This is a genomic window from Listeria sp. SHR_NRA_18 (genome assembly GCF_003856515.1).
GTDB classification, from domain to species: Bacteria; Bacillota; Bacilli; order Lactobacillales; family Listeriaceae; genus Listeria_A; species Listeria_A newyorkensis.
Genome location: NZ_QPKR01000005.1, coordinates 192,713 through 214,732, shown reverse-complemented (window position 1 = coordinate 214,732; position 22,020 = coordinate 192,713). Strand labels below are relative to the sequence as shown.

General features: G+C 43.7%; 24 protein-coding genes. 8 read left to right on the top strand and 16 right to left on the bottom strand.

What is annotated here, in order from left to right; translation table 11 throughout:
- Positions 1–9 precede the first annotated feature (9 nt).
- On the top strand, positions 10–921 hold the full coding sequence (locus tag DUK53_RS09630; protein ID WP_036133502.1) for an ArsR/SmtB family transcription factor: 912 nt from the start codon (positions 10–12) through the stop codon (positions 919–921).
- Positions 922–1,412: 491 nt separating this feature from the next.
- Here the strand turns inward: DUK53_RS09630 and DUK53_RS09625 are convergent, their stop codons facing one another.
- Positions 1,413–1,691 (bottom strand): Fpa/YlaN family protein, encoded by a 279-nt coding sequence (locus DUK53_RS09625; RefSeq protein WP_077917827.1) that lies wholly within the window; start codon positions 1,689–1,691, stop codon positions 1,413–1,415.
- A gap of 136 nt (positions 1,692–1,827) precedes the next feature.
- A complete protein-coding gene (locus tag DUK53_RS09620) occupies positions 1,828–2,130 on the bottom strand; it encodes a hypothetical protein (protein WP_036133499.1) in 303 nt (100 codons plus the stop codon).
- A gap of 78 nt (positions 2,131–2,208) precedes the next feature.
- Between DUK53_RS09620 and DUK53_RS09615 the strand changes: the two genes are divergently transcribed.
- Positions 2,209–2,424, top strand: a complete 216-nt coding sequence (locus DUK53_RS09615) for a YlaI family protein (protein WP_036090614.1) — start codon at positions 2,209–2,211, stop codon at positions 2,422–2,424.
- Between the two features lie 36 nt (positions 2,425–2,460).
- Here the strand turns inward: DUK53_RS09615 and DUK53_RS09610 are convergent, their stop codons facing one another.
- The 3 genes from DUK53_RS09610 to DUK53_RS09600 all read right to left on the bottom strand — a co-directional run bounded on the left by DUK53_RS09610 (position 2,461) and on the right by DUK53_RS09600 (position 6,412).
- Positions 2,461–3,372 carry a DUF5068 domain-containing protein gene (locus DUK53_RS09610; protein ID WP_036090612.1) on the bottom strand — a complete coding sequence of 304 codons (912 nt, stop codon included), beginning with the start codon at positions 3,370–3,372 and terminating at the stop codon, positions 2,461–2,463.
- Positions 3,373–3,518: 146 nt separating this feature from the next.
- On the bottom strand, positions 3,519–5,357 hold the full coding sequence (gene typA, locus DUK53_RS09605; RefSeq protein ID WP_036090610.1) for a translational GTPase TypA: 1,839 nt from the start codon (positions 5,355–5,357) through the stop codon (positions 3,519–3,521).
- 278 nt (positions 5,358–5,635) lie between these two features.
- Positions 5,636–6,412, bottom strand: a complete 777-nt coding sequence (locus tag DUK53_RS09600) for an inositol monophosphatase family protein (RefSeq protein ID WP_036133495.1) — start codon at positions 6,410–6,412, stop codon at positions 5,636–5,638.
- Positions 6,413–6,545: 133 nt separating this feature from the next.
- On the opposite strand from DUK53_RS09600, the gene DUK53_RS09595 reads away from it, so the two are divergent.
- From DUK53_RS09595 to DUK53_RS09585, 3 genes are all read left to right on the top strand, one after another.
- Positions 6,546–7,163 (top strand): YktB family protein, encoded by a 618-nt coding sequence (locus DUK53_RS09595; RefSeq protein ID WP_036090606.1) that lies wholly within the window; start codon positions 6,546–6,548, stop codon positions 7,161–7,163.
- A 198-nt stretch (positions 7,164–7,361) separates the two neighbouring features.
- Positions 7,362–8,306, top strand: a complete 945-nt coding sequence (locus tag DUK53_RS09590) for a magnesium transporter CorA family protein (protein ID WP_036070040.1) — start codon at positions 7,362–7,364, stop codon at positions 8,304–8,306.
- 78 nt (positions 8,307–8,384) lie between these two features.
- Positions 8,385–9,212: a hypothetical protein gene (locus tag DUK53_RS09585; protein ID WP_052165079.1), complete on the top strand. Its 828-nt coding sequence runs from the start codon at positions 8,385–8,387 to the stop codon at positions 9,210–9,212.
- Positions 9,213–9,253: 41 nt separating this feature from the next.
- Here DUK53_RS09585 and DUK53_RS09580 read toward each other — a convergent pair whose 3' ends face one another.
- The 9 genes from DUK53_RS09580 to pdhA all read right to left on the bottom strand — a co-directional run bounded on the left by DUK53_RS09580 (position 9,254) and on the right by pdhA (position 17,598).
- Positions 9,254–9,787 carry a DsbA family protein gene (locus DUK53_RS09580; protein ID WP_036090604.1) on the bottom strand — a complete coding sequence of 178 codons (534 nt, stop codon included), beginning with the start codon at positions 9,785–9,787 and terminating at the stop codon, positions 9,254–9,256.
- 15 nt (positions 9,788–9,802) lie between these two features.
- On the bottom strand, positions 9,803–10,075 hold the full coding sequence (locus DUK53_RS09575) for a UPF0223 family protein (protein ID WP_036090601.1): 273 nt from the start codon (positions 10,073–10,075) through the stop codon (positions 9,803–9,805).
- Positions 10,065–11,015 (bottom strand): Rossmann-fold NAD(P)-binding domain-containing protein, encoded by a 951-nt coding sequence (locus tag DUK53_RS09570; protein WP_052165078.1) that lies wholly within the window; start codon positions 11,013–11,015, stop codon positions 10,065–10,067. Before DUK53_RS09570 ends, DUK53_RS09575 begins: the two co-directional genes overlap by 11 nt.
- 122 nt (positions 11,016–11,137) lie before the next feature.
- The gene (locus DUK53_RS09565; protein ID WP_036090598.1) at positions 11,138–11,452 is read right to left on the bottom strand and encodes a hypothetical protein; all 315 of its coding nucleotides are present in this window, start codon (positions 11,450–11,452) and stop codon (positions 11,138–11,140) included.
- A gap of 88 nt (positions 11,453–11,540) precedes the next feature.
- A complete protein-coding gene (locus DUK53_RS09560) occupies positions 11,541–11,861 on the bottom strand; it encodes a hypothetical protein (protein WP_052165077.1) in 321 nt (106 codons plus the stop codon).
- 271 nt (positions 11,862–12,132) lie between these two features.
- Complete coding sequence (gene lpdA / locus DUK53_RS09555; protein ID WP_036133494.1) at positions 12,133–13,536, bottom strand: dihydrolipoyl dehydrogenase; 1,404 nt, start codon at positions 13,534–13,536, stop codon at positions 12,133–12,135.
- 4 nt (positions 13,537–13,540) lie between these two features.
- Positions 13,541–15,175, bottom strand: coding sequence for a dihydrolipoyllysine-residue acetyltransferase (locus tag DUK53_RS09550; protein ID WP_036133491.1), 1,635 nt, complete (start codon positions 15,173–15,175; stop codon positions 13,541–13,543).
- Between the two features lie 327 nt (positions 15,176–15,502).
- Complete coding sequence (locus DUK53_RS09545; RefSeq protein WP_036090592.1) at positions 15,503–16,480, bottom strand: alpha-ketoacid dehydrogenase subunit beta; 978 nt, start codon at positions 16,478–16,480, stop codon at positions 15,503–15,505.
- 2 nt (positions 16,481–16,482) lie between these two features.
- Positions 16,483–17,598: a pyruvate dehydrogenase (acetyl-transferring) E1 component subunit alpha gene (gene pdhA, locus DUK53_RS09540; RefSeq protein ID WP_036090589.1), complete on the bottom strand. Its 1,116-nt coding sequence runs from the start codon at positions 17,596–17,598 to the stop codon at positions 16,483–16,485.
- Between the two features lie 808 nt (positions 17,599–18,406).
- Here pdhA and def point away from each other — a divergent pair.
- The 3 genes from def to DUK53_RS09525 all read left to right on the top strand — a co-directional run bounded on the left by def (position 18,407) and on the right by DUK53_RS09525 (position 20,618).
- Positions 18,407–18,958: a peptide deformylase gene (gene def / locus DUK53_RS09535; protein ID WP_036090586.1), complete on the top strand. Its 552-nt coding sequence runs from the start codon at positions 18,407–18,409 to the stop codon at positions 18,956–18,958.
- 165 nt (positions 18,959–19,123) lie between these two features.
- Positions 19,124–20,119 (top strand): ThiF family adenylyltransferase, encoded by a 996-nt coding sequence (locus DUK53_RS09530; protein ID WP_036090583.1) that lies wholly within the window; start codon positions 19,124–19,126, stop codon positions 20,117–20,119.
- Between the two features lie 13 nt (positions 20,120–20,132).
- A complete protein-coding gene (locus tag DUK53_RS09525; RefSeq protein ID WP_036133485.1) occupies positions 20,133–20,618 on the top strand; it encodes a MogA/MoaB family molybdenum cofactor biosynthesis protein in 486 nt (161 codons plus the stop codon).
- A gap of 45 nt (positions 20,619–20,663) precedes the next feature.
- On the opposite strand, the gene DUK53_RS09520 is transcribed toward DUK53_RS09525, so the two are convergent.
- Positions 20,664–21,227 (bottom strand): LOG family protein, encoded by a 564-nt coding sequence (locus DUK53_RS09520; protein ID WP_186008530.1) that lies wholly within the window; start codon positions 21,225–21,227, stop codon positions 20,664–20,666.
- Between the two features lie 16 nt (positions 21,228–21,243).
- Positions 21,244–21,804, bottom strand: coding sequence for an NADPH-dependent FMN reductase (locus tag DUK53_RS09515; protein ID WP_036133481.1), 561 nt, complete (start codon positions 21,802–21,804; stop codon positions 21,244–21,246).
- Positions 21,805–22,020 lie beyond the last annotated feature (216 nt).

The window sequence follows — 22,020 nt, the reverse complement described above, 5'->3', positions numbered from 1 at the left end:
TATTTTTCCATGCAATTAGATATTTCCAAAGATTCAATTCACGTTTACGAAGCCCTTGCCAGCGACACTAGAATTCAAATTTTGAACCTACTTTCACAAAGTTCGATGAATATTAAGGAACTCGCGCACGCTTTACATATGAGTAGCGCCATCATCACGCGGCACATCAATCAACTAGAAAACGCCAAGCTAATCCGCACAGAAAAAATACCTGGAAAATCTGGAATCCAGAAAATTTCCAAGCTCGTAGTAGATCGAATCGAGATCACATTCCCGACTACTATTTATCCTAATTTTAAGATGCGTTCCCTAGAATTACCAGTGGGTCATTACACCGATTACAACGTCACACCAACGTGCGGACTGGCTTCCAACAAAGACTTCATCGGCCACGTCGACGAACCGAAATACTTCATGGATGCAAGACGTATGGAAGCGCAAATCATCTGGTTCACCCAAGGCTACCTAGAATACAAAGTCCCGAATCCGCTGCAAAAAGACGAACAAATAGAGCTGCTGGAAATCAGTTTCGAAATCGCCTCCGAGTTTCCTTACTCCAACAACGTCTGGCCCTCTGACATCTCGTTCTACTTAAACGGCCACGCCCTTGGAATATGGACCTGCCCAGGCAATTTTTCCGACATCCGCGGTAAATACACGCCAAGCTGGTGGGAGGACTCTAACAGCCAATACGGCCTCTTCAAAACGATCCGCATTTCCAAACACGGCACCCATTTTGACGGAGACATATTATCCGAGCTAACACTGGACGATTTAGACATAACCGAAGAACTCCTGACATTCCGGATAGCCGTTGAAAAAGACGCGAAGAACATAGGCGGGACAACGATATTCGGTAAGGGATTTGGAAACCATCAGAAGGATATGGAGTTTAAGTTTTATTATTCAACAAAGTGCTGAAACGGCCCGTTAGGCTCGAAAAAAATTGTTAGGGGGCGCAGAAAAAGTCCTCTTTTGACTTTTACGGAGGCCACGAAATTTTCGAGAGACTGGCCGTTGAAGCCGGATTCCGGAGGCGCCAAACATGACGCCGAACAAAGTCCACGCTGAATCTGATTTCATATAAAACCAAGACCAATCCCGCTCACTCGCCTCTTATTCGGTTTAGCATGTAATCCAGATTCACCGCGCCAGACCAACAAATGGATTACATGCTCGCTTCGCTCTCATGCATATTGAGGCTCTTGGTTTCGCGACTCTTTTCTGCCTACTATTTGTTCTCGGTTCACCGCGTAAGAGCCACCGATGGATTACATGCTCGCTCCGCTCTCATGCATATTGAGGCTCTAATTCAGCAAGGGATGATTCATAAGAGCCACAACAACAAACCAAACAACACCCCTCCCGACGCATCACAATTTCACGTCAAGAGGGGTGTTCTATATCTATATTCACTTACTCGTCGATAATTCGTGTAACACGGAAAGCTCTTTCTCAAGCGTACTCAGCAAGCTCTTCCCTTCCGCTCTATCAATCAAGCCCAACCGCACCGCGAAGTTTATCTCGCGCGATAAGCCGTACATTTGAGTATCCAAAACTTCTTCGTAAGCTGGACATTGAGGTAAAGTTAGGTTATCCATCTGCACCTTAATCAACTGCAAAATTCTTTTCGCATCTTCTTTAAGAAGAGTAATTGCCTCTTCTCTGTGATCTATTTGTTTCTTTGTCATCACAGAACCCCCCATTCAAAAACACATGTACATGCGCTTCATTAATCTATTTCCATCGAAACTATAATTTTGCGAATTTTATCCTCTTTAGTATAGCATATTTTTTTCGCTGTGTAACCTGATATCCTAACATTTTTTAAGATAGCCATTTCGACGTTAATAGAAACAAAAAGACAACGAAGCATAGGCTCAGCGGGATGGAGGAATAAATGATAACCCGATCAAAAAATTGGAACCGCCGCTTGAATGAGCGAAGAAACGAGATTATCGCAACCCCCACATATGCCAGAACTAGCACCAGCGCAACGCTAAACGCCACCTCAAAGCTATCAAACCAAAAAACTGCTCGTCGTACGAAAATCAGCGACAAAAAAGCCACCAGTGACGCCAATAATGTCACTACCATTTCTTTGTGTCCCGCTTTTTCCACTATCACCATCTTTAAACCCTCCCGTAGATATACCAATGTTTATCTTTCATTTTTTTCATGCTATAATAAAATCACGAGGTGAACGCAATGAAGGCACAATGTATTTTATGTGAGACAATTGATGAACTAGATGATAAGAAATTTAAAACGAAGCAACTGCGCAATAAACCGATTCGAATGTATCTTTGCCCAGAATGCGAAGGTCGTATCGCCGAGAAAACGGTTGCTCGGATTAATACTGGTAAGTTCGAATTTCATAAACCGAAGACGAAAAGTTTTATTGAAAAACCCGCTAAGCGTTAAAATAGCGGGTTTTTCGTTTCTATCCTTGTAAAAAATTTATTCTGTAATCCGGAAGTCCAAATCGATGGCTTTCGTTGTCTTAGTTGTTAGCGGTTTTTCTGCAAAGTCATTCGGATTCGGTACGATTAGCTTGGTTAAATGCACAAGCGTGTAGTAATTCTGCTTATTGAGCATGTAGGTAATCGCGCCTTCACGCTTTGTTTTCACTGGGAATATGTTATGCGCTGACGGGCTGCCAGATAATTGATAGGCTGTTGGCACGAAGTTTTCTAGGCTCGCACCTTTGGAAATTCCGCCGCCGTTGATTTGAATCCGCTCGGCTAAATAGTTGATGTTGCTCGCCGTCGTATTCTCTACAATCACGTCTGCCGTCACCACAAAGCCGTCTTGATTAGCTAAATAGGATTCCGGGCTATATGGATCCATTTTTTTATTGGCCCCTGTTACACTTTCCAACTTGTATTGCTTCACGGTTACTTTCAGCGGACCAAAATCAGCTGTCTGAGGCGTTGTATTTAGGTAAACTAGCGCTACCGTTCCGCCTGTTTTTGGTGCTACTGCGGACTGTTTGAAACCGTCTGCACTCAAAGAAAAGGCTGTTGTCGTTGCTGCGGCTGGTTTCTTCGCAGTTTCCGTTTTCGGTGTTTCTACTTTTTGATCAGGGGTTGTCGCTTCTTCCTCTTTCGCCTGTGTCGTATCATCCGTTGCTGGTGTGTCTTCCTTCGTTGTTACTTCTTCTTTATCTTGTTTTGCCTCTGTTTTCTCTTTGGTATCCTCATTAGAATTCACATCTTGCTTTGCCGTATCGGTCTCTTTTGTTACTTGTTTTTCCTCTGTTTTTGGCGTCTGATCCTCCGATTCCGAGCTTTTCGAGTCTGGTCCCGAACCACAAGCGGCCAAACCTAAAACCATCACACTCATTGTGCCTACCATCAGTAATTTCTTCATGCAAATCCCCTCCTCTTTCACGTCTTTCCATACGTTAACTATACCAAAAAAATAGAGATATTACAATCATGTTACAAAAATAATTAAGTATGTGAAATTTTCAGCAACTAAAAAAAGCCGCCCGATTAAGGACAGCTTTCTAAAAGTTATTCAGATACTTTCGTACGTTTTGCAGCCTTTTCGCGTTCGTTTTTGTTCAAGATTTTCTTACGCAAACGAATGCTTTCTGGCGTTACTTCACAATACTCGTCATCATTTAGGAATTCTAATGATTCTTCAAGCGTTAATGTACGAGGTTTTTTGATAACGTTGGTTTGGTCTTTATTTGCAGAACGAATATTTGTCATTTGTTTCGCTTTTACGATGTTGACAGCGATATCGCCTTCACGGTTATTCTCACCGACGATCATGCCTTCGTAAATGTCCGTACCTGGTTCAACAAAGATGGTACCGCGATCTTCTACTTGCATTGTTCCGTAAGTAGTTGATTTACCAGTTTCCATCGATACAAGAACACCACGGCTACGTCCACCGACACGACCTTTTTGCATTGGTTGGTAAGAATCGAATGTGTGGTTTAGGATACCGTAACCACGAGTCATCGATAGGAATTCCGTAGTATAACCGATAAGTCCACGTGATGGTACTAGGAAAATCAAGCGAACTTGTCCTGAACCGTCATTGACCATATCAGCCATTTCACCTTTACGTAAACCGATAGATTCCATGATGCTACCAACATATTCTTCCGGCGTATCAATTTGTACGCGTTCCATTGGCTCACATTTCACGCCATCGATTTCACGGATGATAACTTCTGGTTTAGATACTTGTAATTCGTAACCTTGACGACGCATGTTTTCGATTAATATCGATAGATGCAACTCACCACGGCCAGATACAACCCAAGCGTCAGGTGAAGAAGTTGGATCAATACGTAAACTTACATCTGTTTGTAACTCAGAAAGTAAACGTTCTTCAATTTTACGGCTTGTTACGTGCTTACCTTCACGACCAGCAAACGGACTGTTGTTCGTTACGAAAGTCATTTGCAAAGTAGGCTCGTCAATACGTAGAATCGGCAAAGCTTCTTGGTGATCATCTGGTGTTACGGTTTCCCCAACGAAGATATCTTCCATTCCGGAAACGGCAACAAGATCGCCGGCTTTTGCTTGTGTAATTTCTACGCGTTTAAGTCCTAAGAAACCGAACATTTTCGTTACACGGAATTTCTTCACGGAACCGTCTAATTTCATCAAGGCAACCGATTGACCAACTTCCATTGTGCCGCGGAAAATACGGCCGATACCGATACGACCAACGTAGTCATTGTAATCCAGTAGTGATACTTGGAATTGCAAAGGCTCGTCGCTGTTATCTACAGGCGCTGGTACGTTGTTGATGATTAGATCAAAAATCGGATCCATTGTTTCTTCTTGGTCTTCTACGTTATCGCTTAATGAGCTTGTTCCGTTAACTGCCGCAGCGTATACAACTGGGAATTCCAATTGATCTTCGTCCGCACCAAGTTCGATGAATAATTCTAAAACTTCATCTACAACTTCTGCTGGACGCGCAGATGGGCGGTCAATTTTGTTTACAACAACAAGTGGCGTTAAATGTTGCTCTAGTGCTTTTTTCAATACGAAACGCGTTTGTGGCATAGTACCTTCATACGCATCAACGACTAAGACAACACCGTCAACCATTTTCATAATACGTTCTACTTCCCCACCGAAATCGGCATGTCCAGGAGTATCTAAAATATTGATATGCACACCGTTATGATTGATGGCAGTATTTTTTGCTAAAATGGTAATACCACGTTCTTTTTCAATGGCATTGCTATCCATCGCACGCTCAGCTACTTGCTCATGATCGTTGAAAGTTCCTGATTGACGCAAAAGTTGGTCCACCAATGTAGTTTTACCATGGTCAACGTGGGCAATAATGGCTACGTTACGAATATCTTCTCTTAATTTCAAAATGTTTCCTCCTAATATTAAATTACCTTCTCACAGCTGGCGTCATAGTGCTCGCTCAGCTACTCAAAAATGGCCTAACTAAAGTCAAGCGCTCTTCATATATGGTAATACGACTTAGCTACCAGAGCCAAAAGAAAGAGGAAAATTGGCTTATTTTCCCCGTTTCTGGATCGTTTAGTTTTAATCAACTTTCCAATTATAGCACATTTACTCTGGTTTAGCACGATTTTTATTCCATAAAATGAAATTTAACTGGGAGCGTGACGCGTTCTCTTTTTTTAACGACTGTAGTCACGCAAAATTTCGGCATGAACACCAGGGCTCGCAACGAATGAATCGCCTTTTTCAGTGATTACCATTTCAGAACCGTCCACACGTGTCACGACGGCGCCAACTTCTTCAGCAATGATTTTTCCAGCACCGATATCCCAAGGTGATAAGTTCGCACTCACGTAAGCGTCTGCGCGACCTGTTGCAACCGCCATGTACTCAAGCGTCGCTGCACCGTATAAACGCAGTCCACGAGCGGCTTGAATGACTGGAAGCATGTGTGGAAATTTGCGAACTGACGCCGTATTGATAATCACGAGCGAGTCTTCCAGTTTGTTGCTTTTCGCAAGTTTTGGAATCGCCACATCATTCACGAAGGCACCTTCTCCGCGCTTGGCGAAGTAAAATTCACCGCCGACGATATCGTAAATATACGCCAGTTCGCCGACGCCTTCTTGGTAAATGCCGAGCGAAATCGCAAAATTCCGTTTCTGTTCGACGAAATTCACCGTGCCATCAATCGGGTCAAGCACCCAAACAACGCCCTCTAAACTGGTGATTTCTTCGCCGTACCCTTCTTCGCCAAGCAAGCGATGTTCCGGGAAATGAGCCGCAATTTTCTCCGCAAAATAATGTTCCGTTGCTTTATCGACATTCGTCACCAAATCATTGCGATCCGATTTCGCTTCGACTTCAATATTGGACTGTTCAAGCGCCATAAAAATCCGATTTCCCGCTTCCTCCAACCATTCCCGCGCTAGTTGATCAATTTTCTCCAGTACCATCTTCGCACCACTCCTTCGTTTTGTTTCTTATTTTTCCTAGCTTATCATAATTTCAAGCTAAATACAGCCTCTACGACTCGTTTTTACGTTATAATGAAAGAAGCGCCTATTTTTACGAAAGCGAGGAATCTTAATGACTTTTACAAAAAATGATTTTAAAACCATGCAAACGCCGGGACTCGAGGACCGGATGGAAGCTATTCAAACGCAGATTCAGCCTAAATTTCGCGAAATCGGCGAAGGTCTTGCTACTTATTTGAGTGCCAAAACGGGAACCGAGATGTTTCTGCATATTGCGCGTCACGCCCGCCGTTCGGTGAATCCGCCTGACAGTACATGGCTTGCAGTCGCGAACAATAAACGTGGCTACAAAAAACATCCGCATTTCCAAGTTGGGATTTGGGATGAATACGTCTTTATTTGGCTTGCTTTTATCTATGAAACGGAGAACCGCCAAATCGTCGTGCATAATTTCCTAGAAAATCTGGATCAGCTGAAAAACTTGCCCGCGAACTTTTCGATTTCACCAGATCATACGGAAAAACCAACAAGCCTTATCCAAAATACGGATTTGACCAAGGTTCTGGAACGGTTCCGCGATGTGAAGAAGGGCGAATTTATGGTTGGCCGTATTTTCAAACCTGGCGATGAGGCCTTGAAAAATGATGCGGCGTTTACAAAAGAACTCGAAAAAACGGTGGACTTGTTGCTACCGCTTTACGATATGAGTTTTGACATGCAAGAAATTTAGAAGATAGGATGTACAAAACGGCTAAATCTCTGTATAATGATGAAGTTGTGATTATTTGAGGAAAAGGAGTTGAGCACCATGAAAACGAGTATCGCGCCGAGCGAACCAGATCCAAACCCGAGGTCATACAAGGATTCGAGTCATGGCTTGCAACAGCACTCCATGTGGCTGAATCCTTAGAAAAGGAGGAATACGCCTATGCATCAAATTTTCAAATCGAATGAAGCTGGTAAATTAGAAGAATTAGAGAAACCAGAACGCAATTGTTGGATTAACATCGTGGCGCCGTCATCGGAAGAAATCAATCAGATTGCCGATCAGTACGGGATTCCGCTTGAGTTTCTCGAAGATCCACTGGATAAAGATGAAAGTGCGCGGATTGAGCGGGATGACGATACCGAAGCCGTCCTGATTATTTGTGACTTTCCGATTGTGGATGAGGACGATATTCATTACGCGTCTTTTGAAACGATTCCGCTTGGGATGATTATGACGAAGGATTATTTTATCACGATTTGCACGATTGACTCGTCGATTATTCAGTCCTTCATTAAAAATCGGATAAAGGGCTTTTTTACGCACATGAAAACGCGCTTTGCCTTACAAATATTGTATATGATTTCGACGCAATTTCTCCGTCACTTGAAGCGAATGAGTCGCCAAACAGATGATATCGAGAAAGAACTGCATGAGTCGATGAAAAACAAGCAACTTTACGATTTAATGGGGATTGAGAAAAGTTTGGTTTACTTCCTGACCGCCCTCAAATCGAACAAACTGGTGCTCGACAAAATGATGCGCCAACATATCGTGAAGATGTACGAGGAAGACCAAGATTTACTGGAAGACGTTATCATTGAAAACCGGCAAGGGATTGAGATGGCTGAAGTTCACTCGAATATTTTGAGTGGGATGATGGATGCCTATGCGTCGATTATTTCCAATAACATGAATATCGTGATGAAATTTCTGACCTCGTTTACAATCATTTTAACGATTCCGACGATGGTGTTTAGTTTTTATGGGATGAACGTCGATTTACCGCTTTCTCAAGCGCCATTGGCATGGATTTTAGTCATCTGTATTTCGTTTGGCATCGCAGGGATACTCGGATTCGTCTTTTGGAAACGGAAATTTTTCTAAATCTAAACCACTTTCTGCTACGGAAGGTGGTTTTCTTATGTCAAAATCGGGAAAACCCTTAGCAAAGAGGTGAAAGTAATGAATGCTAAATTTATGGTTATTCCAGTCGTTTTTAGTGCGCTGGTTCTTGCAAGTTGTGGCGGTTCTTACTCCTCAGATAGTTCGGGTGGCTCTAATTCCTACGGTAGTAGCAACAATAACTACGGCAAAACCACCGATGATATGCGCAAAAATGACATGAGCGGTAGTACAAAAACGCCAACACTCACGCAAAAAGATGTTTTGGCAACGGTACAATCGAAACTTAACTCCGACGTCGTGGTGAGGCTTCCAAAAGCAATTCCACTCTCCTCCGACAAGCACTACCTCAGTGCGAAAACAAGCGATTCATCGGATGCCTATCAAGTCATTTTTTACGAAACGAAGGCTCCTATTTCGGTGAATAGTTCTGACTTGAAAGACACGTCGAAAGCAACGCAGATTGCCACGGTTTCTGGGAAAATGTATGCGACAGAAGAAGCGGCAGCCAATGCCACGGGTCACATGAATGATGTCAATACAGGCATAAACGGCGTGGATCTCGGTTCTGGCATTACTGGGTATTCTGACGCTGGTGCCGGCTCTACTTTTCTCAATTGGGCAGAAGGTCGTTGGAGCATGAGCGTTCGCAACACCACGAGCGCAGATCCGCAAGATTCGATTGACCTCGCTAAAAAAGTCGTCGCCGTGCTTGAAAAAGAAACGCTCCCCGCTCCACATCAAGTTGGTGGCATGCAACTTGAAGTCGCTCCAAACAAAGCAAAAGGCAATATCATCAGCTGGCAAGACGGAAAAACAGATTATATGGTCAGTGATTTCAATGATCCGCTAGACGGTGTGCACATCGCAACAAGTTTTACCGAATAAAAATAAGCGACGACTCCAAATCCTAAAGTCGCCGCTTATTTTTATTCTTTCCCTGCTTCTTCTAAAATCAGTTTTTCCAACTCTTCTGGTGAAATATGTTCGTCAAAAATATGTTCTCCGATAATCACGGTTGGTACCAGGCGGATGTTCGCAACATTTGCTTCTGCTATGATTTTCTCCGCTTGTTCTTCGTTATCTTGCTTAGAAAGGCCTAGCTCGTCTTCTGCAAAATTCGCAACTTCTTCGTGCGTTAAGGAGCCCCAAAGATCTTGTCTCGCGTATACTTCGTCTAAAACTTCTAGTGTTTGCTCCGGCGCTGCGTAATCTAGATAGTGGTGGATAATATTCCCGCGTTGCAACGATTCCTTCTCCTTATCAAACGGCTTCACAATCAGTTCAATGCGACCTGATTCCAAATAGCGACTGATTACATCACGCGATTTTTCATGCCATTCGCGGCAGAACGGACAACGCACATTTACAAACGAAATCACTTTCACCGGCGCGTCACTTTTCCCAATATGAATCCCTGCTTCTGTTCCTACATTACTTGCAATAATTTCACTAATATCCATCTTAATAATTCCTCCTTATGGTTGCATTTTGATTTTGCTTGTCGTCGCATTTTTTACAAGTTGCATGACGCGATAGGCGGAATATCCGCTCGCCTTTTCGAACTCTTTGCCTAGGCTTTTTTCTTCGCCAATTGAGCGTACGACTTGCTTAAAATCACTATATTTTGCTTTTATTTCCGACGCGTCGATGCCAACTTCATAGGCTTTCTCAACGGCTTGATAAAAGTTAATAACGGTGGCCATTTCTTCTTTGGACCAATCTAAATTTAGCGGGTAACTATACTCCACGTTTCGTCCCTCCTTCATTTGGCAACCCTGCTTGTACAGCTTCTTCTAGTGCTTTGACAACGGTTGCCAGCTGTTTTTGCTCGGAATCCGAAAGTGTTAATGGAACGGTCGTTTTCACACCGGAGGCTCCGATGACTGCTGGGATACTGATAAAACCAGATGCCATCCCGAATTTATCTTGCACATAGACTCCCACAGTCAAAATCATTCGTTCATCTTCCAGAATAATGCGCGTCAGCTCTACCAATGCGAGCGCGATGCTGTAGTCAAATAACCGATTCTCTGCTAATGGCTCGCTAGGCAGTTCCTGCATCTGCGTCACGATGGGCTGCAACTTCTCGAAAGAATAGCGTTCTGGATCGTCCATCATATAACTCAAAATCGGACGGCCACCAATATAGGCGCGACTCCAGGCCGGGACACCGTTTGCGAGGGTGCTTCCAATCATATACGCATGGACATTTTTCGCGTTGACCTGAAAATGGCGTCCCAATTCCCATTGCAGAAAAGCCGTATCGAGCATCGTTCCAAGCGCAATAATTTTTTCAGCGGCAAGGCCTGAGAACTTCATAATCCAAAGCGCGACCACTTCACTCTGCGGCGTCGCGATCACACAAATCCCATGAAATCCCGTCTCCATCCACTGATTCACAAATCGGCGAACGACCGCCGAAGCTTGTTGCATATTCTCTGTATCCACAAATGGGTCCTGCGTAAAAACAATCACCGCCACGTTCCGGCATTCCGCCATACCACCCGAAGCGAGCGCCGTTTTAGGTCTGAAATAAGCGCTGTATCCAATATCTTTCAAGACCTGCGCCTTCTTATCCCCAATCAGACAAACCTCCACATTTAGTTGCTGGTTCATCAATGCAAAAGCATAGCTGGTGCTTATCTTATTGTTCCCGATAATCGCAATTTTTTTCTGATCTATCGCCAAACCCGCATCACACTCCCTCTTTCCATGTATCCTCCTCATTTTATCATGAAAGCCGTAGCGATTAAAATATTGTGATTTAAAAAAAGCATCGATTCTATCACGCGCAGAATCAATGCTCCTAACTATTCCTCTTCGTTTTCTAAAGCGATGCGCCGATTTTTCCGTATATAGTGTGTGGCGATACAGAAAAACGTTGGTAACACATAGCTCACAATGCATAACAAGATGACTTCCAGCACTGATTTCTGGATTGTTCCGCTCGTCAGTTTGATAAAACCGGTAATCGGTGTTTCTAAGATTTGTATCACGGATTTCATGCCACCTGTATCGTGCATATGATGGAAAAATCCGATTCCAAAAGCAATAATCGTCAGTACAAAACAAATCCCTGATATCACATACGCTAACCAAAACAACGCGCGTTTCCATGTCCCCATTTTTTCACCTAATTCTTCTCGTATTTTGTGTGTCTATTCTTGTCCTATTCTACTCCTTTTGCTATGTAAAATCACACAAAAACAACTTTTAGTGAAGAAAGCGGCTGTTTTCGTGCGTTTCGAGATAATCTTTTTTCAGGAAATGCGTCGCAACACAGAAAAAGGCTGGCATCAAATAGCTAATGATAATCGCTAGAAACGTCGACCAGATTGGGTTTGTTAAGTGAATGGCAAAGATGGCAGGATCGGTGACTGGACTTGCTAAAATCCGCAGAACCGCTCGCCAGCTATCAGTTTCATGCATGTGAAGAATAAAGCCGTGCACAATATTAACCACAAAACCGAGAAAGAAAATCGCTGAGAAACCATAAACAATACCGAAAATAATTTTTTCAACCTGCTTTTTCATTTTTACACCTGGATTCTTTAATTTTATATCTTTATCATACTACTTTGATACCAAATTCACAATAAATAACCTATTAAGCAAAAGAACGCCAAACCCTTCCATTGGGTAAGACGTACATTCAGCTTACAACAAATCGAGCGAAAGCGTTTGTAGTCAGGAGATTCAGTGGAAGCCGGAAGCGGAGCGTACGACTGTACGTGAGAACCGGAAGTCCGCTGAATCTCCTGAGTGCGAACGCTTGTCGCCGATTTATCAGGAATATATAACTATTTTACATGTGTATTGGGCGGCCTAACGCCAACTCTGCTGCTTCCATTGTCAACTCGCCTAATGATGGGTGAGCGTGAATAGTAAGCGCGATGTCTTCTGCTGTTACGCCTGTTTCGATTGCAAGTCCGATTTCAGAAATGATATCGGATGCGTTCATTCCAGCAACTTGAGCGCCAAGGATAAGTCCGTCTTCTTTGCGTGTTACGAGACGTACAAAACCTTCTGGAGCGTCAAGAGATAGGGCACGACCGTTACCGCCGAATGGGAATTTAGCAGCTTTTACGTCGAAGCCTTTTTCTTTTGCTTCTTTTTCTGTCAAACCAACTGTCGCTAGTTCTGGATCACTGAAAACAACTGCTGGTAAGGCTGTGTAGTCATTTTCAGATGCTTCGCCAGCGATTGCTTCAGCGGCAACTTTTGCTTCGTAGCTTGCTTTGTGGGCAAGTGGAACACCTGGAACGATGTCGCCGATAGCATAGACGTTAGAAATATTTGTGCGACCTTGTTTGTCTACTTCGATCAAACCGCGTTCGCTTAGTTTAACGCCTAGTTGTTCTAAGCCGATATCGTCTGTATTTGGACGACGACCTACTGTTACTAATACATAATCTGCTTCCACGGTTTTTGTTTCACCGTCAGCTTCGTATGTTACTTTTACGCCAGTTTCTGTTTCTTCGGCAGATTTCGCCAAAGCTTTTGTTACGATTTCCACGCCTTTACCTTTAAGGTTGCGTTTTACAAGGGAAATCATATCTTTTTCGTACGTTGGCAAAATTTCTGGTCCGCCTTCTAGGATTGTTAGCTCTGTTCCAAGGTTAGCGAATGCGCCACCAAGTTCCGTACCGATGTAACCACCGCCGATTACGACAAGTTTTTTCGGTACTTCTGTAAGAGCTAGCGCGCCTGTTGAGCTAAGGACACGTTTGCCGAATTTGAATCCTGGGATCTCGATTGGACGAGAACCAGTTGCGATAATCACGTTGTTGAATGTGTAAGTTTGCGCTGATTCAGGGTGGATAACACGTAGGGAGTGCTCATCAACGAAGAACGCTTCTCCTTCTAACATTTCCACTTTATTCTTTTTAAGCAAGCCTTTTACGCCTGTTGTTAATTTGCTAACGACAGAACCTTTCCATTCTTGCGCTTTTGTAAAGTCTAGGTTCACACCATCCGTTGTGATACCCATGTTATCGGAATGTTTCGCTTCAGCAAATCGGTGACCAACTGTGATCAAGGCTTTGGAAGGGATACAACCAACGTTTAAGCAAACGCCGCCGTAATGTTCTTTCTCGATAATTGTTACTTTTTGTCCTAATTGTGCTGCGCGAATTGCCGCAACGTATCCGCCGGGTCCTGCACCAATGACGATGGTGTCTCTTTCTTCTGGAAAATCGCCTACTACCATTTTTTTACGCCTCCATTAGTAAAAGTTCTGGGTCATTTAATAACCGCTTGATATTGTTCATAGCTTTTTGAGCTGTTGCGCCGTCGATTACGCGGTGGTCGAAGCTTAGCGATAGAGCAAGTACTGGTGCTGCTACGATTTCACCATCTTTAACGATTGCTTTTTCTGCGATACGACCTACACCTAAAATGGCAACTTCAGGGTAGTTGATAACTGGTGTGAACCATTGTCCGCCAGCTGATCCGATATTAGAGATAGTAGAAGAACCGTGACGCATTTCTTCACCAGTCAATTTACCGTCGCGTGCTTTTGTAGCTAATTCGTTAATTTCGTTTGAGATTGCAAAAATCGATTTTTTGTCAGCGTCTTTGATAACTGGTACGTAAAGACCGTGATCTGTATCTGCTGCAATACCGATATTGAAATAATGTTTGTAAACTAGTTCGTCTGTTGCGTCGTCAAGTGTCGTGTTGAGCACTGGGAACTCATGCAATGTGTTTACTAGCGCTTTTACCATGTATGGTAGGAAAGTAAGTTTGATTCCTTTTTCAGCTGCTACGTCTTTGAAACGTTTACGGTGAACCATCAAAGCAGAAACTTCGATTTCGTCCATCAACGTTACGTGTGGCGCAGTGTGTTTCGAGTTAACCATTGCTTTCGCGATAGCTTTACGAGTTGGTGTTAATTTCTCGCGTGATTCTGGGTATGTTCCACCGCTAACAACTGGTGCTGCTTTTGCTGCTGGTTTCGCCGCTGTAGTTTCTTGTGATGCCGCTGCTGGTGCTGCTTCACTTGTTGCTACTGCTGCTGTGTCACCATTTAGGAATGCATCAACGTCTACGCTAAGAACGCGGTTGTTTTTGCCTGATCCTGCAACTTGACGGATGTCTACGCCTTTTTCACGTGCATATTTACGTACAGATGGCATCGCGATAACTAGACCGTTTGGATCTTTTTGCGATGATGGTGTACCGTTTCCACCTGATACTGGAGCTTGTGCTGCGTTATTGTTTGCAAGTTTCGCAGTGTCGGCTGGAGATTCTGGAGTAGAAGAGTGATCTGCTGTTGTTTCGCCTTCAAAGTCGCCTTCGAATGTGATTAACACTTGACCAACTGTTGCTACTACGCCTTCACCAACTAAAATGTCTTTTACAGTTCCTGCGACAGGAGATGTAATTTCTTCGACAGATTTATCGTTCTGAACTTCAAAGATAGTCGCATCTTCTTCGATTTGATCGCCTGGTTTCACGAACCATTTCACGATTTCGCCTTCATGAATTCCTTCACCAATGTCAGGTAATTTGAATTCGTAAATGCCTTTTCCGCCTGCTGGTGCCGGAGTTGCTGCGGGTGTAGATGCAGGTTCTGCCGGAGCTTCTTCTGCGTCATTTTCGTGACCTTCTACGCCATCAAACGTGATTAAAACTTGTCCAACTGTTGCTACTACACCTTCACCGACAAGGATTTCTTTGACAGTTCCAGTTACGGGAGAAGTAATTTCTTCAACAGATTTGTCATTTTGTACTTCAAAAAGGGACGCGTCTTCTTCGATCTTGTCGCCTGGTTTTACGAACCATTTGACGATTTCTCCTTCATGTATACCTTCACCAATGTCCGGTAATTTAAATGAATATGCCATTTTTTAAAAGCCTCCTGTTTTTGTTGAGGCTCTTAGGAAATGTACTGTATTTCCTTAGAGCCTCAATATGCATGAGAACGAAGTGAACATGTAATCCATGCACTGCGCTTTTCATGTTTGGTATCTTTGGATCCAGCTTTGTTGTGGTTCTAAAAAAGCGTAGTTTGCTTTTTTAGAACTTCAATATGCAGCTGAATGAAATGAAACTGCCTTCCTTTTAGCCAGATCCTCGAAAACTTCACGCCCTCCACAAAAACCAAGTACAGGTTTTTCTTGCGACCGCTCCAGTTTTTTTCGGAGCTAACGGGCTCTTTCAGCTTTTCTAATTTAAAAAGCAAGTACTTCCTTCACGCGCTCAACGATATCGTTATGGTTTGGTAACCAAACTGTTTCTGCTTGGGCGAATGGGAATACGCTGTCTGGTGCTGTAACACGCATCACTGGTGCTTCTAGTGAAAGAATGGCGCGGTCGTTGATTTCAGCGATAACGTTAGCAGCGATTCCTGCTTGTTTTTGCGCTTCTTGAACGACTACTACGCGGTTTGTTTTCTTAACGGAAGCGATGATTGTGTCTACATCCAACGGGCTGATTGTACGAAGGTCGATAACTTCAACAGATACGCCTTCTTTTTCTAGTTCTTCTGCTGCTTTCACAGATTCTTGAACCATTGCGCCGTATGTGATAACAGAAACGTCTGTACCTTCACGACGAACGGCAGCTTTACCGATTTCGATTGTGTACTCGCCTTCTGGTACTTCTTGACGGAATGAGCGGTATAATTTCATGTGCTCTAAGAAAATAACAGGGTCGTTATCGCGGATTGCTGAGATCAAAAGACCTTTTGCATCGTATGGTGTTGACGGGATAACCACTTTTAGACCTGGTGATTGTGCCATTAGGCCTTCCAAGTTATCCGCGTGAAGTTCAGGCGTATGAACCCCACCACCGAATGGCGCGCGAATCGTGATTGGAGCAGTACGTGTGCCACCGGTACGGTAACGCATACGTGCCATTTGACCAGCAACAGAATCCATTACTTCAAAAACGAAACCGAAGAATTGAATTTCAGGAACCGGACGGAAGCCTTCTAGTGCAAGACCGATAGCAAGACCACCGATACCTGATTCTGCAAGTGGCGTATCGAATACACGATCTTCGCCAAACTCTTCTTGAAGTCCTTCAGTAGCACGGAAAACCCCACCATTATTACCTACATCTTCACCAAAAACGAGGACGTTCTCGTCATTTCTTAGTTCTACTGCAAGCGCATCTGTAATCGCTTGAATCATTGTTTTTTGCGCCATGATTATTTCGACTCCTTCGCTTCAAAAATTGCCAGTTGCTCTTTGATTGGAGCAGTTGGTGTTTCGTACATATTTTTAAGAAGATCTGATACTTTTTGTTTCGGTGTTGCGTCAGCTTCTTTAATCGATGTTTTGATTTCTTCTTTTGCTTGTTCGATGATTTCGTTTTCTTTTGCTTCGTTCCAAAGTCCTTTCGCTTCTAGGAAAGTACGGAAACGCACGATTGGATCTTTCAATTCCCATTCGCCGTCAAGCTCTTTTGTACGGTAACGTGTTGGATCATCACCTGAAAGTGTATGTGGACCGTAACGGTAAGTCATTGTTTCGATTAGCGTTGGGCCGTCGCCTGCAACTGCACGATCACGCGCAAATTTTGTAACAGCGTATACTGCTAGTGGATCCATGCCGTCTACTTGAACGCCTGGAATACCAGCTGCAACTGCTTTTTGAGCTAGTGTTACGGCAGCCGATTGTTTTTCGCGTGGTGTGGAGATTGCGAACATGTTATTTTGTACAACGAAGATTGCTGGAGCTTTGTAGGCACCCGCGAAGTTCATACCTTCGTAGAAATCACCTTGTGAAGATCCGCCGTCACCTGTATATGTGATGACAACTGCATCTTTTTTACGTTTCTTAAGTCCTAAAGCAACGCCGGCAGCTTGAACGATTTGTGCACCGATGATGATTTGTGGAGATAGAACGTTTAAGTCGTCTGCGAATTGGTTTCCGACAAAATGTCCACGTGAGAATAGGAATGCTTTCGTAAGTGGAAGGCCGTGCCAAATCATTTGTGGTACATCACGGTAACCAGGAAGCACGTAATCCGCTTTTGTTAACGCGTAGTGACTTGCAAGTTGTGAAGCTTCTTGTCCAGCTGTCGGTGCGTAGAAACCTAAGCGACCTTGGCGATTCAAGGAAATGGAGCGTTGGTCAAGAACACGTGTCCAAACCATGCGTGTCATTAATTCTACTAATTGCTCGTCTGTTAAGTCGGGCATCAAGTCAGGATTAACAACCTCTCCTTTTTCATTTAAAATTTGGACCAATTCAAATTGATCGGCAACAGCTTGAAACTGTGCTTGTACATCTACTACAGTCTTCTTTGTTTTAGAAGCCATCGTGTAATCTCTTCCCTTCTGGTTTGAAATATTTTTAAGAATTGAATGCGCAAACATTAGTTATTCTTTCCACTACGTATAATGTAGCAAAAGTTCCGCTTGTCAGGCAAGCAATACAATGCATGGTTCGCTTCTCAATTTTCCTAACTGGATTCGTGTATTAGTCGGCTAGTTTCAAAAATAGTTCGCAGTGACGCCTGTCCACCTTCTGCCTATTCCCAATCTGGTAGGACTGAAAACATGGTTTTGGGATGAGTTTGTGAAAAAAGATACGAAATACCTTCACATTCACAAATTCACCTTGCTTCGCGGCAATCGTTTGGATTTCGTCTTTGCTGTTATATTTTTTAAACGCCTTAATATTAATACACCAATCTTCCTCTTTAATTTACACCATCCATCTGCATTCGTCAATAACTTAAGCTCACTTTGTTTTTATTGTGTTACCAAGGTTTTACGTCCCATCATTCGCTTTCAAAAACTGTATTAGGAATTGTGTTTCTCAAACGAAACTGTTATATAATAAAGCAAAGATGGCTTAGGCGTCATCTTTCGAATTTTATTTGAAACGGCTTTCTTTTGTTTGTGAATTCACAAACAATTATATTTGTATAACAGCTCGGCATAGCGAACAATTGGTTGACTTGACTTTTTAACGTTCGTCTTTTTAGTGTCTATATTTTAACATAAAAGTTATTTCATCCCAAGCATTTACCCTTTTGGATAGGAGCTGGAAGTAAAATTCATTTCCAACACGTGCTTTTTTTGGTAAAATGGAGATAAGTTTATTAGAACAGGGGAGAAAATAATGCTTACAATGGATGATATTGTCCGTGAAGGAGATCCTGTTTTGCGCGCTGTCGCAGAGCCGGTCACTTTCCCACTATCGGATGAAGATAAGAAAACTGGTCAAAAGATGTTAGAGTTCCTCATTAATAGTCAAGATCCTGAAATCGCTGAGGAACATGAGTTGCGTGGTGGTGTCGGTATCGCTGCGCCCCAAATTGCTGTTTCCAAGCGTTTGATTGCGATTCATGTGCATGATGATAATGATCGTTTATACAGTTATATTTTGTACAACCCGAAAATTCGTAGTCATTCTGTCGAAAATGCGTGCCTTGGTGGCGGGGAAGGTTGTCTTTCGGTTGATCGTGAGGTTCCTGGTTTCGTTGTGCGTCATGCGCGTGTGACGGTGGAAGCTTTTGATATTAACGGGAAGCCGCTGAAATTGCGTTTGAAGGGATACCCGGCGATTGTCGTGCAACATGAGATTGACCATTTGAACGGGATTATGTTTTATGATCATATCAATAAGGAGAATCCGTCTTATTTACCGCCTGATGTGACTGTTTATGAATAGAACGTAGAAACAATCTGAGCTCTTATTTGCTCGGATTGTTTTTTTGTTATCGCAATTCCTAACGGTTGGACTACATGGAAAAATGTTATCTTGACGTTGGGGATTTTTTAAAGCTTCCTACGCGTTTTTCTGGTAAAATAGAAGAGCAGGAAGAAGGTGTTTCGGATGGAGCGTTATGATCGGCAAATGCGGGTGGCTCAAATTGGAAGGTCAGGGCAGGAGTCGTTGCAGGCGAGCACGGTGCTTATCGTCGGCGTTGGCGCGATTGGTACATATGCAGCAGAGATTGCGGCTCGGATGGGAATTGGCCGGCTTATTTTGGTGGATCGTGATTTCGTGGAGTTATCAAATTTGCAACGGCAAACGTTGTTTACGGAGCAGGATGCGACGCAAAAAGAGGCGAAGGCGTGGGCCGCTGCGAAAGCTTTGCGCGCGATTAATCGGGATATTATGATTGATTTTTTGGTGGATGATGCGAACGGTTCATCGTTGTTGCCTTTTGTGGGAGATATCGATGCGGTTTTGGATTGTACGGATAATTTTGCGACGCGGCGTTTTTTGAATGAATGGTGTTTGGAGCAGCGGGTGCCTTGGATTTTTGCGTCGTGCGCGGGGACTTTTGCGAATCTGATGCCGATTATTCCTGGTGAGACGGCTTGTTTGCATTGCTTGATGGAGAAAATGCCGCTTTTTAATGAGACGAGTTGTGATATTATCGGGGTTCACGGGGCGCTGATTCCGATGCTGGCGGGGCTTCAGGTGTCGCTTTTGACGAAGCTGTTGCTTGGGGAGCGAAGCGCGAACTATTATCAGCTGGATAATTGGGAGATGACTTTTCAAAAATTTGGCGTTTCGCGGAATCCGGATTGTGCGGTTTGTGTTCGTAGAGAGAAGAGCGAGGTGGCTTTTTCGAAACAGCCTGTGCTGCTTTGTGGGCGTGATACGGTGCAGTTTCAGATTGGGACGGCGATTGATTTTAACGCATTTAAGACGGTGCTTGGGAATCAGGATATTTCTTGTAGTGCCAATCGTTTCGTCCTGACTTTTACGTTTCGGGATTATGATTTTACGGTTTTTCAAAATGGGCGTGTCTTGGTGCACGGAACCGATGATTTAATGGTGGCGAAGAAGCAATATCAGCACTTTTTTAATGAAATTTGAGGAGGCGAGAAAAATGGAACAGAAGGAATTTATTCAGGCTCAAGTTGGGATTTTGACGATTAGCGATACGCGGAATTTGGACACGGATAAGAGTGGGCAATTGATTGCGGAGGCGCTTGAAGCCGCGGGACACATTGTGACGCAGCGGATTGTCGTGAAGGATGATGATTTCTTGATCAATGAGGGACTTGCCAAATTGAAGCCGCAATCGGACTGTGTGATTTCGAACGGTGGTACGGGAATTGCTGTGCGTGATGTAACATTTGAGGCTCTGTGGGATCAAGTGGCGCAAGAGATTCCAGGATTCGGCGAGCTGTTTCGGATGTTGAGTTATCAGGAGATTGGCACACGAGCGATGTTGTCTCGGGCTTTTGCTGGATTCACGCTAGATAATGTGTTGCTTTTCGTGATTCCCGGTTCGTCCAACGCTTGCGGACTTGCAATTAACCAGCTTATTATTCCGGAGTTGCCACATTTTTTAGCCGAGCGTCGAAAATAGAAGAAATCCTAGCGGTGTGCGAATCGCTAGGATTTTTTGCGTTATTTAATAGGTCCGAATTGTTGGCGGCGTGTAAGAAGCTATAAACTGGTCGATCTCATCCAGCGATTCTGATATTAAAATTTTATCTCGATCGATTTGCGTCAAAAAGCCCTCTTCCACCATTTGATCGTAAAATCTCCCTAGTAAATCGTAATACCCGTTCACGTTGTATAATATGCATGGATTTGCATGCTCGCCAATCCTTCCCCACGAGATGACCTCCGTTATTTCTTCTAGCGTTCCTGGTCCGCCGGGCATCGCGATATATACGTTTGCCGATGCAATCATTTGCGCTTTTCGTTCGTGCATATTCGCGACTACATGCAGTTCCGTCAGACCCTCATGCGCAATTTCTCTATTTTTCAATGCCTCTGGAATAACGCCTATCACCTCCGCACCATTTGCTAAAACTTGATCGGCGAGCACTCCCATCAGGCCTACTTTTCCGCCACCGTAAACGAGGCCATCGTGTTTTTCTGCAATCCATTTTCCAAGTTCTACGGTCGCTTCTTGATATATTGGGCTGTTCCCCATGTTTGCGCCACAAAATACTGCGATATAATTCAAAATTGGCAACTCCTGTCTATTTGGTTAAAAGATCCGCGAACTCGTTAGATACGGCTTGCAAGGAAGTTTTATAGCGCGCGAAGTCTTTTTCGATGTTTTTAAATTGGCCTGATGCGTCGAACATCTCGTCGGAAATATCGAGCGGTGGGTTGGTCGCCATATTGTACATATGTAACCCTTGCGTAACGAGCTTCATGCTGAGCGTTGCTTGGAAGCCGCCATGCCCGCCGTAACACATGATGCTTACAGGTTTCCCACGCCATTCATCATATAGAAAGTCTAACGCATTTTTTAAAACGGCAGGATATCCCCAGTTGTATTGCGGAAAAATGAGAACGAAGCCGTCATATCCGCTGATCAGTTCACTCCAAGCCTTGGTGTGTTCTTTTTCGTAATTGTGATGCGCCGGAATTTCTGGCTCATCTAAAAATGGCAAATTGATTTCGGCAAGGTCGATAAGGCTCAGATTTAACGCCTCATGTTCCATCTCTTTCATCGCCCATTCTGCAACAGTACGGCAAACGCGTGTTGGCCGATTACTCCCGATAATTAGACCAATGTTTAGTTTTTTAGACATTTTCCACGACTCCTTTTATGACTTAAAAGCCCGCGCCTCGAAAACAAGACACAGACTTTTTTAGTTTCTAATTGGGTAAGACGTAAAATCCCGCTTCACACAAATCGAGCGAAAGCGTTTGTATTCCATCCGTTTGGCGGAACGAGGACGGCAAACGCATTTCATTCCTTTGCATATTGAGGTTCTAATTCGCTTTGCTTCAAAGAACCACAACAA